The organism is Nocardia sp. NPDC127606 (genome assembly GCF_042671725.1).
GTDB lineage: Bacteria > Actinomycetota > Actinomycetes > Mycobacteriales > Mycobacteriaceae > Nocardia.
The window spans coordinates 354467-369102 of the sequence record NZ_JBHXWQ010000005.1; the positions used below are offsets into that span (position 1 = coordinate 354467).

Genomic DNA, 14636 nt, shown 5'->3' on the forward strand with positions numbered 1-14636 from the left:
GAACCAGTGCTGTTGTGAACGGGCGGTCCTTTTCGGGCCGCCCGTTTGCTATTTGTCCGGACATGCGAAAGTGATCCGGGTCGTAGTAGCCGCGCCAGGTTACTCTTCAGTCATGTAGGGGTGTGCCCCGTCTCACTGATGGGTTACAGTGACCGGACCCACAGAGTCGTAGCGCACCGCCGTGATGTGAGCGCGCGGGAACGCGGGTGGGGTGCTCGCAGGGATCAATGGAGGTAGCAGTGGGCGTCGAGGTCAGGACCGAGGGTGTAACCAAATCCTTCGGTTCACAGCGAATTTGGCAGGACGTGTCGATCACGCTCCCTTCGGGTGAGGTCAGTGCATTGCTCGGCCCATCGGGTACGGGTAAGTCGGTGTTCCTGAAGTCGCTCATCGGTCTGCTGCGGCCCGAGCGCGGGTCGATCTTCATCGATGGCACCGACATCATGACCTGCTCCAACAAGGAGCTCTACGAGATCCGCAAACTGTTCGGCGTCCTTTTCCAGGACGGCGCGCTGTTCGGCTCGATGAATTTGTACGACAACATCGCGTTCCCGCTTCGTGAGCACACGAAGAAGTCGGAATCCGAGATCCGCCGCGTGGTCATGGAGAAGCTCGAGCTGACCGGTCTGCTCGGCGCCGAGGGCAAGCTGCCCGGCGAGATCTCCGGTGGTATGCGCAAGCGCGCCGGTCTGGCCCGCGCGCTGGTCCTCGACCCGCAGATCATCCTCGTCGACGAGCCCGACTCGGGCCTCGACCCGGTGCGTACCTCGTACCTGGCACAGCTGCTGCTCAACATCAACGCGCAGATCGACGCCACGATCCTGATCGTGACGCACAACATCAACCTGGCCCGTACGGTGCCGGACAACATCGGCATGCTCTTCCGCCGCAACCTGGTGATGTTCGGCCCCCGTGAGGTGCTGCTCACCAGCGAGGAGCCGGTGGTCAAGCAGTTCCTCAACGGCCGCATGATCGGCCCGATCGGTATGTCGGAGGAGAAGGACGAGGCGCAGATGGCGCGCGAGCAGGCGCTCGTCGACGCCGGTCACCACCACGGTGGCGCCGAGGAGATCGACGGCATCATCCCGCAGATGAAGGCCGAGCCCGGCATGCCGGCCCGTCAGGCCGTGTTCCGCCGCCAGGCGCGCGTGCGCGAGATCATCCACACCCTGCCGCACGCGGCACAGGTGGCGATCCGCGAGTCGCTGGATTCCTCCGATGACACTCAGGTGATGGCTGCCTACGGCGGCAGCGATCAGCCCACCGAAACGTTCAAGACGGTTCCGCACGGCCAGCTCAACGGCTGAGCGACTTTTACGCCTCGGATGAGCCCCGGCCTACGGCCGGGGCTCTTCTGTGTGACAGGACGGAAAACAGCTGCTGACCGGCCGTCAGCCGGCTGGCGCACACGGCGTGTCGCGAGTAAAATGACCGCGGCGCCGGGTGGGGGATCCCCAGCGCGCCAGGCGATCTCGCATCGCGAACAGACCTTCGCGCGCCACTTGACGAGGGGCCCGCAAACCGTCACCCTATTCACAGCAGCCTGTGCTGTTAAGGGGCATCAGCGCCAGCGAGAATTCGGCCCAGCACCAGCTGACAGGGGTCGGCGCCAGTTGAATAGAGGGCTCAGCGCGCAGTGAGCAGTCGGCTCGGGGGAGTCGGCGGCGGGGCGCGCAGCGGTGAAGGAACCCGACGCGGCCAGCGTCCAGGGCTTCGGCGCGTTATCCCGTGCGTGCGGTCACACGGATGGTATGTTGACACTCCCTTGTCTAGGGGTGTAAGTTTGGACGTTGCGCTGGCTGCCTCCTGTCCACACCTTGATTCGCACTCGAAAGTTCCACCCTTCCGGTGTTACTTCCGCTGCTGCTTGTTCTGGTTTCGTTCGGGCTGTAACCAGCGGAATTCGTAGCAGACAAGCGACGGTCGCGGACCACCACGCGACGCGCGTGAGGTGCTGGAAGGACGCATCTTGGCAGTCTCCACCCAGACCAAGGCTGGTATCCCCGGAGCCCCGTTGAGGGTTTCGTTCGCGAAGATCCGAGAGCCCTTGGAGGTGCCCGGACTTCTCGACCTACAAACGGACTCGTTCGCCTGGTTGGTCGGTACACCCGACTGGCGCGAGAAGGCAGCCGCTCGCGGCGACGTCGGTCTCGCAGGCGGCCTCGAGGAGGTGCTCGAAGAGCTCTCGCCGATCGAGGACTTCTCCGGGTCCATGTCCCTGTCGTTCTCTGATCCGCGCTTCGAAGAGGTCAAGGCCTCCATCGATGAGTGCAAAGAGAAGGACATGACCTACGCGGCGCCGTTGTTCGTCACCGCGGAGTTCATCAACAACAACACCGGCGAGATCAAGAGCCAGACGGTGTTCATGGGCGATTTCCCCATGATGACCGACAAGGGCACCTTCATCATCAACGGCACCGAGCGTGTCGTCGTCTCCCAGCTGGTCCGTTCCCCGGGCGTCTACTTCGATCACAACATCGACAAGACCACCGAGAAGGACCTGCACAGCGTGCGCGTGATCCCGTCGCGCGGCGCGTGGCTGGAGTTCGACGTCGACAAGCGCGACACCGTCGGTGTCCGTATCGACCGCAAGCGTCGTCAGCCGGTCACCGTGCTGCTCAAGGCGCTGGGTTGGACGACCGAGGAGATCGTCGAGCGTTTCGGCTTCTCCGAGATCATGATGTCCACCCTGGAGAAGGACAGCACGCCCGGCCAGGACGAGGCGCTGCTCGACATCTACCGCAAGCTGCGTCCGGGCGAGCCGCCGACCAAGGAGTCCGCGCAGACTCTGCTGGAGAACCTGTTCTTCAAGGAGAAGCGCTACGACCTGGCCCGCGTCGGTCGCTACAAGATCAACAAGAAGCTCGGCATCCACGTGCACGAGCCGGTGACCTCCTCGGTTCTCACCAAGGAAGACATCGTCGACACCATCGAGTACCTGGTGCGTCTGCACGCCGGTGACCGCACGATGACCGCCCCCGGCGGTGAAGAGGTCCCCGTCGAGATCGACGACATCGACCACTTCGGTAACCGTCGTCTGCGCACCGTCGGCGAGCTCATCCAGAACCAGATCCGCGTGGGCCTGTCCCGCATGGAGCGTGTCGTTCGTGAGCGGATGACGACTCAGGACGTCGAGGCGATCACGCCGCAGACCCTGATCAACATCCGTCCGGTGGTCGCGGCGATCAAGGAGTTCTTCGGAACTTCGCAGCTGTCGCAGTTCATGGACCAGAACAACCCGCTGTCGGGTCTGACCCACAAGCGCCGCCTGTCGGCGCTGGGCCCCGGTGGTCTGTCCCGTGAGCGTGCCGGTCTGGAAGTTCGTGACGTCCACCCGTCGCACTACGGCCGCATGTGCCCGATCGAGACCCCGGAAGGCCCGAACATCGGCCTGATCGGTTCGCTGTCGGTGTACGCGCGGGTCAACCCGTTCGGCTTCATCGAGACGCCGTACCAGAAGGTTGTCGACGGCAAGGTCACCGACGAGGTCAAGTACCTGACCGCCGACGAGGAAGACCGCTACGTTCGCGCGCAGGCCAACTCCCCGGTCGACGCCGAGGGTCGCTTCCTCGAGGAGAAGGTCCTCGTCCGCCGTGCGGGCGAAGAGGTCGAGTTCGTGACGCCGGCTCAGGTCGACTTCATGGACATCTCGCCGCGCCAGATGGTGTCGGTCGCGACGGCCATGATCCCGTTCCTCGAGCACGACGATGCCAACCGTGCCCTCATGGGTGCGAACATGCAGCGTCAGGCCGTGCCGCTGATCCGTTCCGAGTCCCCGATCGTGGGTACCGGCATGGAGCTGCGCGCAGCCGTCGACGCCGGTGACGTCGTCGTGAACGAGAAGCCCGGTGTTGTCGAAGAGGTCTCGGCCGATTACGTCACCGTGATGGCCGACGACGGCAGCCGCAAGTCCTACCGGATGCGCAAGTTCAACCGGTCGAACCAGGGCACCTGCTCGAACCAGCGTCCGATCGTGGACGAGGGCGATCGGGTGGAGAAGGGGCAGGTCCTCGCGGACGGCCCCTGCACCGAGAACGGTGAGATGGCGCTGGGCAAGAACTTGCTCGTCGCGATCATGCCGTGGGAAGGCCACAACTACGAGGACGCGATCATCCTGTCGCAGCGCCTCGTGGAAGAGGACGTTCTCACCTCGATCCACATCGAAGAGCACGAGATCGATGCCCGCGACACCAAGCTCGGTGCCGAGGAGATCACTCGCGACATCCCGAACGTCTCCGACGAGGTCCTCGCCGACCTCGACGAGCGCGGCATCATCCGCATCGGTGCCGAGGTCCGCGACGGCGACATCCTGGTCGGCAAGGTCACGCCCAAGGGCGAGACCGAGCTCACCCCGGAAGAGCGTCTGCTGCGTGCCATCTTCGGTGAGAAGGCTCGCGAAGTGCGCGACACCTCGCTCAAGGTGCCCCACGGTGAGTCCGGCAAGGTCATCGGCATTCGCGTGTTCTCGCGCGAAGACGACGACGATCTGCCTCCCGGTGTGAACGAGCTGGTCCGCGTCTACGTGGCCCAGAAGCGCAAGATCCAGGACGGCGACAAGCTCGCCGGTCGCCACGGCAACAAGGGCGTCATCGGCAAGATCCTCCCCATCGAGGACATGCCGTTCATGCCCGACGGCACGCCGGTCGACATCATCCTGAACACCCACGGTGTGCCCCGTCGTATGAACATCGGCCAGATCCTGGAAACCCATCTCGGGTGGATCGGTAAGGCCGGCTGGAATATCGACGTGGCCGCGGACGGCACCCGTCCCGAGTGGGCGGCGACGCTGCCCGAGGAGATGCTGGCGGCGCCGGCCGACTCGAACATCGCCACGCCCGTCTTCGACGGTGCCAAGGATGACGAGCTGACCGGTCTGCTCGGCTCGACCCTGCCCAACCGTGACGGTGAGCGGATGGTCAACGCCGACGGCAAGTCGACACTGTTCGACGGTCGTTCGGGTGAGCCGTTCCCGTACCCGGTCGCGGTCGGTTACATGTACATCCTGAAGCTGCACCACCTGGTCGACGACAAGATCCACGCCCGTTCGACCGGTCCGTACTCGATGATCACGCAGCAGCCGCTGGGTGGTAAGGCGCAGTTCGGTGGTCAGCGATTCGGTGAGATGGAGTGCTGGGCCATGCAGGCCTACGGCGCGGCGTACACGCTGCAGGAACTCCTGACCATCAAGTCCGACGACGTGGTCGGCCGCGTGAAGGTCTACGAGGCCATCGTCAAGGGCGAGAACATTCCGGAGCCGGGCATTCCGGAGTCGTTCAAGGTGCTCCTCAAGGAACTCCAGTCACTGTGCCTCAACGTCGAGGTGCTGTCTTCGGACGGCGCCGCGATCGAGATGGGCGGCGGCGAAGACGAGGATCTGGAGCGCGCGGCCGCGAACCTGGGCATCAACCTGTCCAGGAACGAAGCCGCCACCATCGACGATCTGGCGAACTAGGTGGTAAGCGGTGCGGTCGCTGTGGAAGCGATCGCACCGCGCACCGCGCTCGACAACTAGTGAACTTTTGCTCGAATTCGACCCGAATAGGGGAAAGGAAGTTACGTGCTAGACGTCAACTTCTTCGATGAACTCCGGATCGGCCTTGCCTCCGCCGATGACATCCGCCAGTGGTCTTTCGGCGAGGTGAAGAAGCCGGAGACCATCAACTACCGCACGCTCAAGCCGGAGAAGGACGGGCTCTTCTGCGAGAAGATCTTCGGTCCCACCCGGGACTGGGAGTGCTACTGCGGCAAGTACAAGCGTGTCCGCTTCAAGGGCATCATCTGTGAGCGCTGTGGCGTCGAGGTGACTCGCGCCAAGGTGCGTCGTGAGCGGATGGGCCACATCGAGCTGGCCGCTCCGGTTACTCACATCTGGTACTTCAAGGGCGTTCCGTCGCGCTTGGGTTACCTGCTCGACCTGGCGCCGAAGGATCTCGAGAAGATCATCTACTTCGCCGCCTACGTCATCGTCGGTGTCGACGAGGAGCTGCGTCACAACGAGCTCTCCACGCTCGAAGCCGAGATGGAGGTCGAGAAGAAGGCTGTCGCCGATCAGCGCGACGCCGACCTCGAGGCCCGCGCGCAGAAGCTTGAAGCCGACCTGGCCGAGCTGGAAGCCGAGGGTGCCAAGTCCGACGTGCGTCGCAAGGTCAAGGACGGCGGCGAGCGCGAAATGCGTCAGCTGCGCGACCGCTCGCAGCGTGAGCTGGACCGCCTCGACGAGATCTGGACGACCTTCACCAAGCTGTCGGTCAAGCAGCTCATCGTCGACGAGGTGCTCTACCGCGAGCTCGTCGACCGCTACGGCGAGTACTTCACCGGCGCCATGGGTGCGGAGTCCATCCAGAAGCTGATGGAGAACTTCGACATCAACGCCGAGGCCGAGAGCCTGCGCGAGACCATTCGCTCCGGCAAGGGTCAGAAGAAGCTGCGCGCGCTCAAGCGTCTGAAGGTCGTCGCGGCCTTCCAGACCAACGGCAACTCGCCCATGGGCATGGTGCTCGACGCTGTCCCGGTGATCCCGCCGGAGCTGCGTCCGATGGTTCAGCTCGACGGTGGCCGTTTCGCCACCTCCGACCTGAACGACCTGTACCGCCGCGTGATCAACCGCAACAACCGTTTGAAGCGACTGATCGATCTGGGTGCGCCCGAGATCATCGTGAACAACGAGAAGCGGATGCTGCAGGAGTCGGTCGACGCACTGTTCGACAACGGCCGTCGTGGCCGTCCGGTCACCGGACCGGGTAACCGCCCGCTGAAGTCCCTGAGCGATCTGCTCAAGGGCAAGCAGGGTCGTTTCCGTCAGAACCTGCTCGGCAAGCGCGTCGACTACTCGGGCCGTTCGGTCATCGTGGTCGGCCCGCAGCTCAAGCTGCACCAGTGTGGTCTGCCGAAGCTGATGGCGCTCGAGCTGTTCAAGCCGTTCGTCATGAAGCGTCTGGTCGACCTGAACCACGCGCAGAACATCAAGTCCGCCAAGCGGATGGTCGAGCGTCAGCGCGCACAGGTGTGGGATGTCCTCGAAGAGGTCATCGCCGAGCACCCCGTGCTGCTGAACCGCGCGCCCACCCTGCACCGCCTCGGCATCCAGGCCTTCGAGCCCCAGCTGGTCGAAGGCAAGGCCATTCAGCTGCACCCGCTCGTCTGTGAGGCGTTCAACGCCGACTTCGACGGTGACCAGATGGCCGTGCACCTTCCGCTGTCCGCGGAGGCGCAGGCCGAGGCACGCATCCTGATGCTGTCGTCGAACAACATCCTGTCCCCGGCGTCGGGTCGCCCGCTGGCGATGCCTCGTCTGGACATGGTGACGGGCCTGTTCTACCTGACCCGTCTCGACGAGAACGGTGTCGGCACCTACAAGGCCGCCGCCAAGGATGTGCCGGAGTACGGCGTGTACTCCTCGCCCGCCGAGGCACAGATGGCGGTCGATCGTGGCGAGCTGACCGTGCGGTCCACCATCAAGGTGCGACTGACCGAGCAGCGCCCGCCGCGCGACATCGAGAACGAGCTGTTCCCGGACGGCTGGAAGCGCGGCGAGGCCTGGCTGGCCGAAACCACGCTGGGTCGCGTGATCTTCAACGATCTGCTTCCGGCGGACTACGCGTTCATCAACGAGCCGATGCCGAAGAAGCGTCAGGCCACGATCATCAACGATCTGGCCGAGCGTTACCCGATGATCGTCGTCGCGCAGACCGTCGACAAGCTCAAGGACGCCGGTTTCTACTGGGCCACGCGTTCGGGTGTCACCGTCTCCATGTCGGACGTGCTCGTTCCGCCGGAGAAGCCCGAGATCATGGAACGCTACGAGTCGATGGCGGACCTGATCGAGAAGAAGTACCAGCGTGGCGCGCTCGATCACTCCGAGCGCAACAACGCCCTGGTCAAGATCTGGCAGGAAGCCACCGAGGAAGTGGGCGCCGCGCTGCGGACCCACTACCCGCCGGACAACCCGATCATCACGATCGTCGACTCCGGCGCCACGGGTAACTTCACCCAGACCCGTACCCTCGCGGGTATGAAGGGCCTGGTGACGAACCCGAAGGGTGAGTTCATCCCGCGCCCGATCAAGTCCTCGTTCCGTGAGGGCCTGACCGTGCTCGAGTACTTCATCAACACCCACGGTGCTCGTAAGGGTCTGGCCGATACGGCGCTTCGTACCGCCGACTCGGGTTACCTGACCCGTCGTCTGGTGGACGTGTCGCAGGACGTCATCGTCCGCGAAGAGGACTGTGGCACCGAGCGCGGCATCCTGGTGCCGATCGCGGAGAAGCTGGCCGACGGCACGATCATCCGTGACGCGCACGTCGAGACCTCCACCTACGCCCGGACGCTCGCGTCCGACGCGGTGGATGCCAAGGGCAATGTCATCGTGGCGAAGGGCGCCGACCTCGGCGACCCCGCGCTCGACGCGCTGCTCGCGGCCGGTATCACCGAGGTGAAGGTCCGCTCCGTGCTGACCTGCACCACCGGCACCGGCGTCTGTGCCACCTGCTACGGCCGTTCGATGGCCACCGGCAAGCTGGTCGATATCGGCGAGGCCGTCGGCATCGTCGCGGCCCAGTCCATCGGTGAGCCCGGTACCCAGCTGACCATGCGTACCTTCCACCAGGGTGGCGTCGCCGGCGACGACATCACCGGTGGTCTGCCGCGTGTTCAGGAGCTCTTCGAGGCCCGTGTCCCCAAGGGCAAGGCGCCGATCGCGGAGGTCTCGGGTCGGGTGCGGCTCGAGGACGACGACCGCTTCTACAAGATCACGATCATCCCTGATGACGGGTCCGAGGAAGTCGTCTACGACAAGCTCTCGAAGCGTCAGCGTCTGCGTGTCTTCAAGCACGACGACGGCTCCGAGCGTCTGCTGGCCGACGGTGACCACGTGGAGGTGGGTCAGCAGCTGCTCGAGGGCGCTGCCGATCCGCACGAGGTGCTGCGCGTGATGGGTCCCCGTCAGGTGCAGGTCCACCTGGTCCACGAGGTCCAGGAGGTCTACCGCTCGCAGGGTGTGTCGATCCACGACAAGCACATCGAGGTCATCGTTCGCCAGATGCTGCGTCGTGTGACGATCATCGATTCGGGTGCGACCGAGTTCCTGCCCGGCTCGCTCACCGAGCGCGCCGAGTTCGAGAACTCGAACCGTCGTGTGGTGGCCGAAGGCCGCGAGCCGGCCTCGGGCCGTCCCGTGCTGATGGGTATCACCAAGGCGTCGCTGGCCACCGATTCGTGGCTGTCGGCGGCTTCCTTCCAGGAGACCACCCGAGTGCTGACGGACGCGGCCATCAACTGCCGCTCCGACAAGCTGATCGGCCTGAAGGAGAACGTGATCATCGGTAAGCTCATCCCGGCCGGTACCGGTATCAACCGTTACCGCAACATCCAGGTGCAGCCGACCGAAGAAGCCCGTGCCGCGGCGTACGCGGTGCCGTCCTACGACGACACCTACTACTCCCCGGACAGCTTCGGCTCCTCCACCGGCGCAGCAGTGCCGCTGGACGACTACGGCTTCAGCGACTACCGCTAAGCAGTAATCCGAACGCCCCGCTCCGGGTTGGAGCGGGGCGTTCGTCGTGTCCAGGTCAGCGCACTCGCCGGCAGGATTTACCCGCGATATGACAGCGTTCCTCGAAGCCGTGAGGTAACCAGGAACCGCTGATCAGTTGCGGGTGATGGGGGAATCTCGCCTGGCTGGCGACAAGGAACGCCGGGGCCGCCCACGGTGTCGCCAATTCGAGGTAGTGCGATGTGGTCGCTTCGGTGAATCGGATTCGCAGCCGGTCGGGTTGGGTCAACTCGATGTGCTCCAACGCTGTGAGCGGGATCGGGGACGAGCGATGTTGGTTGGCGAGGTGGATTCGACGATTCGTGAGGGTGATGCGGCCGCTCGGCTCCGATATCCAGCGTGGCAGCGCCGCCTGTTCGCGGGCCGCTGCTGCTGCGGCGTTTGCCACGCGTGCGGCCTCGGCCGCCGCCTGAACCATCTGAACCGCCATACGCTCGCTTCGTTGTCTTGCGTTGAAGGCTGCGGCATTGGCTGCCGTGCGTGCTCGCTGGATATCGCGGCGCGAGCTGCCGCGTGGTGGAACAAAAACTGGAGTTGACGGCGAGACGGCTGCGACCACCGATGGGACAATTGTTGCCGGCGGTGGCGGCGGCAGCGCAGGACTACGAAACGCCGCCCACATGCCCTGGCCTTCACCGAAGCAGGTCTCCTGCTCCTCCATCACGATCGACGTCGGGTACGGCTCCAGCGCCGCCATGCCGCCCGCGCGCAGCCGCGACAGCATCTCGCAGGCATACAGCAGGTGGTCGTCGACCCAATTCCAGCCGACCTGCGCGGCCAACGCCCGTTCGACATCTGCCATCGGATCGTGCACCTTCACCGCCTGGATTGTTGCTGCATAGGGGGTCATTCAGACTAGCGGCCTCGCCCGCATCGTAGAACCGCTCGCGCGTGGTTGGCTAGACAGATTTCGGCCCCCGCTCTTTCGAGAGCGGGGGCCGTTTTCTGCGTACAGTCGCCTGCGTGAAGTCTCGGATAGTCGTGGTCGTGCTCGCGGTGATCGGTGTGCTGGCGTCGGCGTTCACCACCTATCGAGTCGCTACCAGCGTGATGTCGGATCAGGTAGTAGTCAGCTGCCGCCCGGACCCTGGCAGGTCGTACTGCGTGTACCACCGAACAACGCCAGGGCTGTTGGCCACCGAGTACATGATCCATGTCGGAATCGCGCCCAATCGCGGCTTGTTCTACGACATTCCCTACCCGGCAGGCGACGTCGCAGCCACCTGGAATCCGGACACCGCCCTCCTGACGATCACGATGCCGGGTACGGAGCTGAAGATCGCAGAAGCGGAGTACCGCGACCGGTAGCTGCTCGCCTTCTCGGCGAACTTCATTCCGCCACAACGGATTCTGTGGGTGCGGACTGCCGGCGTGACGGGGCGGTGCGGGCGTGGGTGGCGTAGAGGGTGAGGCCGACGAAGGTGAGGCCCCCGACGAGGTTTCCTGCAACGGTGGGGATTTCGTTCCAGATCAGGTAGTCGCCGATCGAGAACTCGCCGCCCAGCAGTAGACCCGAGGGGAAGAGGAACATGTTGACGATGGAGTGTTCGAAGCCCATGTAGAAGAAGAGCATGATCGGCATCCACATCGCGATCACCTTGCCCGACACCGAGGTCGACATCATCGCGGCGACGACGCCGGTGGAGACCATCCAGTTGCACAGTACGGCGCGGATGAACAGGGTGAGCATGCCCGCGGCGCCGTGTTCGGCGTAGCCCAGCGTCCTCGATTCGCCGATCTCGCCCAGCTTTTCGCCGACGACGCTGGGGTCGACGGAGAAGCCCATGGTGAGGATGATCGCCATCATCGCCGCCACGGTGAACGCACCGGCGAAATTGCCGACGAATACCAGCCCCCAGTTGCGCAGCATCGCGCGCACGGTGACACCGCGACGCTTGTCGATCAGGGCCAGCGGAACCAGCGTGAAAACGCCGGTGAGCAAATCGAATCCGAGTAGGTAGAGCATGCAGAACCCGACCGGGAAGAGCACGGCTCCGAGTAATGGTTCGCCGGTGTTCACAGTGATGGTCACCGCGAAGGCGGCTGCGAGGGCGAGGATCGCGCCCGCCATATAGGCACGGATCACGGTGTCGCGGGTGGACATGAACGCTTTGGCCTCGCCCGCGTCGATCATCTTCTCGACGAAGGCCGCCGGTGTGAGATAGGACATGGAAACCCCTTCGTAGTGCTTCTAGCGCAGGAGTTTTCGCTGTCGAGATTGCCGCGCGATCACCGGAGGTTGCCCTCGCGTAAATAGTGGTATTCCACTATGGCGTGGGGGTGGTTGTGGATGGCAGGCTGGCGGCAACCCCGACCTAGGAGCCCGCATGCAACCGATCCTGAGCAAGACTGCCGCCGCCGACCTCATCGTCGCCGCCCGCATCCGCAAGGGCCTCACGTGGGCAGGCATCGCGGAATCGCTCGGCACACCCTTGGTCTGGACGACAGCGGCCCTCCTCGGCCAGCACCCGATGACCGAGGAACAGGCCGCCGCCGTCTGCGCCCTGCTCGGCCTCGACGACACCGTCGCCGAAAGCCTGCGCCTACAGCCCTCCCGCGGCGCCGACCCGGCAAAACTGTCCGACCCCACCATCTACCGCCTCGTCGAAGCCGTCTCGGTCTACGGCCCCGCCCTCAAGGAACTCATCCACGAGGAATTCGGCGACGGCATCATGAGCGCCATCAACTTCAACATCGACATAGCCCGCCGCCCGCACCCCGACGGCGACCGCGTCGTCATCACCCTGGACGGCAAATTCCTCGACTACCGCTGGTGACTCGGGTTCTGTCGTCGGTCAGGATCCTTGCTTCGACCGAGCCGTCGGGGTGTCTGCCGGTGTCTCGGGGTCGCCGAGCGCGTGTGAGGTGGGCTCGCCGAGGCGGACGGCGACGACTCCGGTGAGGATCAAAGCGCCGCCGAGGAGTTGGATGGGGCGGGGGGCTTCGGCGAGGAGGATCCAGGCGAAGATCAGGGCGGCCAGGACTTCGGTGAGGGCTACGAAGGAGGCCAGGCGGGAGCCGAGGCGGCGGGTGGCGGCGATGCCGGTGACGTAGGCGATGGCGGCGGTGACGATGCCGATGACGAGGATCGGGATCCACCAGGGGGTGGTGAAGTCGGCGAAGACGACCCGGTGGGTGGTGGCGTGCAGGGGGACGATGCCGAGGGCGCCCGCCACGATCAGGGTGAGGCCGCCGATCAGGAGGCCGCCGCAGGCCAGGACGGTGCCGGGGAGGTCGCCGCCCTGGGCGGAGAGGACGAAATAGGCCGCGGCGCCGACCATCGCGGCCAGGGCCCAGGCGATGCCGATCGGGTCGGTCGACAGGCCCGAGGCCACATCGAGGACGAGCAGCAGTCCGGTGATGCCGAGGACCGCGCCTGCGATGGTGGCCGCGCCGGGCTGTTGCCGGTGGCGCACCCACAACCAGCCGACCACGGCGATCGGCGCCGTGTATTCGATCAGCAGCGCGGCGCCGACCTCCATGTGCGCGACGGCGTTGAAGTAGGCGAGCTGGGTGCCCGCCACGGCGACCAAGCCGTACGCGACGATGAGATTCGCGTTGGCGCGCAGCAGTTTCCAGTTTCCCCTCAGGTGGGGGAGTGCGAGCGGCACGAGAACCACCCCGGCCAGCAGCACGCGCGCGGCGACCACGGCGGCGGCGCTCCAGCCCGCGTTCATCAGCCCGCGCGCGAGTGGGCCGGACAGCCCGAACGAGGTGGCCGACGCCAGCGCGAGCAGCAGCCCGGACCGCATCCGGATCGCGCTGTCATGAGTCAAAGTCGCCATGACTAATGACGGTAAGCAGCCTGCGGTAATATGTCAATGTGGTTTTTGCTCATGACACCGAGGCGGCCCTGCTGGCGGCGGTCGAACTGGTCAATTCCGCCGAAGACCCCGACACCCTGACCGAGACGGCCCAGCTCGCCGAGTTCTTCGAACGACACGTCTACACGGGCGCGCACACCGGCGACGCGGCCGAACTGTCGGCTGTCCGGGCCCTGCGCGCGCCGCTGCGCGCGATGCTCACCAGCGACCGCGATGCCGCCGTCACGCTCGTGAACGAGACGCTCGCCGAGCATCGCGCCGTGCCGCAGTTGGTCCGCCACGGCGACGTCGACTACCACGTGCACGCGGTCCCGCCGCAAGCTCCACTCCCGGTCCGCATCGCCGTCGAAACCGCGATGGCGATGATCGACCTGATCCGCGCCGACGACCTGAGCAGGCTCTCGATCTGCGCCGACGCGGACTGCGCGGGACTGGTACTCGACCTGTCCCGCAACCGTTCCCGCCGCTATTGCAGCACCGCGTGCGGCAACCGCAACGCCGTCGCCGCCTACCGCGCACGTCAACGCTGAGTGTCAGCGTGCCCGTTTCGGCCGAACATCAGCCCAGCGTGCGCACTTTCGGGCACTTCTTGCCTGCCAGATGGCACTTGTCCTCGAATCTCGCGGGCAGCCAGGTGCCGGTCTTCAACAGCGGGTGATGTGGGAAGTGCCGCAGGGCGGCGGTGACGAAAAGTAATACCGCCCAGGGACTTTGGATCTGGATCTGCTGTAATTTGCCGTCCCGGTCGGGGAATCGGCAGCCGACGCGATCCGGCGCGGTGAGGTCGATGGACTCGAGCGCGGACCAGTACAGCGAGAACGCTCGGTCGGGGTTGGTGAGGTGGAGCCGCCGGTCCGAGATCATCACCGACCCCGGCCGTTCCGCCACCCAGCGTGGTTGCGCGGCGGCCGCTGCCTGTGTGCGCCGGGTCCGGTTCACGACAGCATTGCCCAACTGCGCGGCCGCGACGATCGGGGCCGGACCGGCGACGGGGCCCCGGCTCCGAGTCCCGTTGCCGGTCGAGCGCCACGTGTACCAGTTGACCGACCCCTCGGCGAGGCCGACCTCGCCGGGCTCGATCCGCACCCTGGTCGCCGTGTGCGGGATCAGTCCCACCTCGCCGCGCACCAGCAGATCGGCCACCCCGCAGGTGTACAGCAGGTAGTCGTCGAACCACGTCCACCCGGCCTGTTCGGCCAGGGCGCGTTCGATATCGGCCAGCGGGTCGAACACCACTCTCATCACCACCCACCCGTGCGGAC

10 protein-coding genes are annotated in these 14636 nt (G+C 65.3%); 6 read left to right on the top strand and 4 right to left on the bottom strand.

Going from position 1 to position 14636, the window contains the following annotated elements:
- Positions 1-227: 227 nt before the first annotated feature.
- The 3 genes from ACFVJ5_RS24060 (at position 228) to ACFVJ5_RS24070 (ending at position 9511) form a co-directional block, all read left to right on the top strand.
- A complete protein-coding gene (locus ACFVJ5_RS24060; protein WP_101465564.1) occupies positions 228-1307 on the top strand; it encodes an ABC transporter ATP-binding protein in 1080 nt (359 codons plus the stop codon).
- Between the two features lie 644 nt (positions 1308-1951).
- The gene (locus tag ACFVJ5_RS24065) at positions 1952-5452 is read left to right on the top strand and encodes a DNA-directed RNA polymerase subunit beta (protein WP_358060948.1); all 3501 of its coding nucleotides are present in this window, start codon (positions 1952-1954) and stop codon (positions 5450-5452) included.
- A gap of 105 nt (positions 5453-5557) precedes the next feature.
- Positions 5558-9511, top strand: a complete 3954-nt coding sequence (locus tag ACFVJ5_RS24070) for a DNA-directed RNA polymerase subunit beta' (RefSeq protein WP_379223231.1) — start codon at positions 5558-5560, stop codon at positions 9509-9511.
- A gap of 55 nt (positions 9512-9566) precedes the next feature.
- On the opposite strand, the gene ACFVJ5_RS24075 is transcribed toward ACFVJ5_RS24070, so the two are convergent.
- Positions 9567-10370, bottom strand: a complete 804-nt coding sequence (locus ACFVJ5_RS24075; protein WP_379223233.1) for a hypothetical protein — start codon at positions 10368-10370, stop codon at positions 9567-9569.
- A 143-nt stretch (positions 10371-10513) separates the two neighbouring features.
- On the opposite strand from ACFVJ5_RS24075, the gene ACFVJ5_RS24080 reads away from it, so the two are divergent.
- Complete coding sequence (locus tag ACFVJ5_RS24080; protein ID WP_379223235.1) at positions 10514-10858, top strand: hypothetical protein; 345 nt, start codon at positions 10514-10516, stop codon at positions 10856-10858.
- A gap of 22 nt (positions 10859-10880) precedes the next feature.
- On the opposite strand, the gene ACFVJ5_RS24085 is transcribed toward ACFVJ5_RS24080, so the two are convergent.
- Complete coding sequence (locus ACFVJ5_RS24085) at positions 10881-11720, bottom strand: formate/nitrite transporter family protein (protein WP_379223237.1); 840 nt, start codon at positions 11718-11720, stop codon at positions 10881-10883.
- 157 nt (positions 11721-11877) lie between these two features.
- Here ACFVJ5_RS24085 and cynS point away from each other — a divergent pair, with 157 nt between their 5' ends.
- Positions 11878-12327, top strand: a complete 450-nt coding sequence (gene cynS / locus ACFVJ5_RS24090) for a cyanase (protein WP_379223239.1) — start codon at positions 11878-11880, stop codon at positions 12325-12327.
- Between the two features lie 18 nt (positions 12328-12345).
- Here the strand turns inward: cynS and ACFVJ5_RS24095 are convergent, their stop codons facing one another.
- Entirely contained in the window at positions 12346-13335 is a 990-nt protein-coding gene (locus ACFVJ5_RS24095) for a DMT family transporter (protein ID WP_379223241.1), read from the bottom strand.
- A gap of 38 nt (positions 13336-13373) precedes the next feature.
- Between ACFVJ5_RS24095 and ACFVJ5_RS24100 the strand changes: the two genes are divergently transcribed.
- Positions 13374-13904: a CGNR zinc finger domain-containing protein gene (locus ACFVJ5_RS24100; protein ID WP_379223243.1), complete on the top strand. Its 531-nt coding sequence runs from the start codon at positions 13374-13376 to the stop codon at positions 13902-13904.
- A gap of 28 nt (positions 13905-13932) precedes the next feature.
- Here the strand turns inward: ACFVJ5_RS24100 and ACFVJ5_RS24105 are convergent, their stop codons facing one another.
- The gene (locus ACFVJ5_RS24105) at positions 13933-14616 is read right to left on the bottom strand and encodes a hypothetical protein (RefSeq protein WP_379223244.1); all 684 of its coding nucleotides are present in this window, start codon (positions 14614-14616) and stop codon (positions 13933-13935) included.
- Positions 14617-14636: the final 20 nt, after the last annotated feature.

Coding starts and splice junctions, on each gene's coding strand:
- ACFVJ5_RS24060 (WP_101465564.1), top strand. CDS start 228: ATGGAGGTAGCAGTGGGCGTCGAGGTCAGGACCGAGGGTGTAACCAAA.
- ACFVJ5_RS24085 (WP_379223237.1), bottom strand. CDS start 11,720: ATGTCCTATCTCACACCGGCGGCCTTCGTCGAGAAGATGATCGACGCG.
- cynS (WP_379223239.1), top strand. CDS start 11,878: ATGCAACCGATCCTGAGCAAGACTGCCGCCGCCGACCTCATCGTCGCC.
- ACFVJ5_RS24095 (WP_379223241.1), bottom strand. CDS start 13,335: ATGGCGACTTTGACTCATGACAGCGCGATCCGGATGCGGTCCGGGCTG.
- ACFVJ5_RS24105 (WP_379223244.1), bottom strand. CDS start 14,616: ATGAGAGTGGTGTTCGACCCGCTGGCCGATATCGAACGCGCCCTGGCC.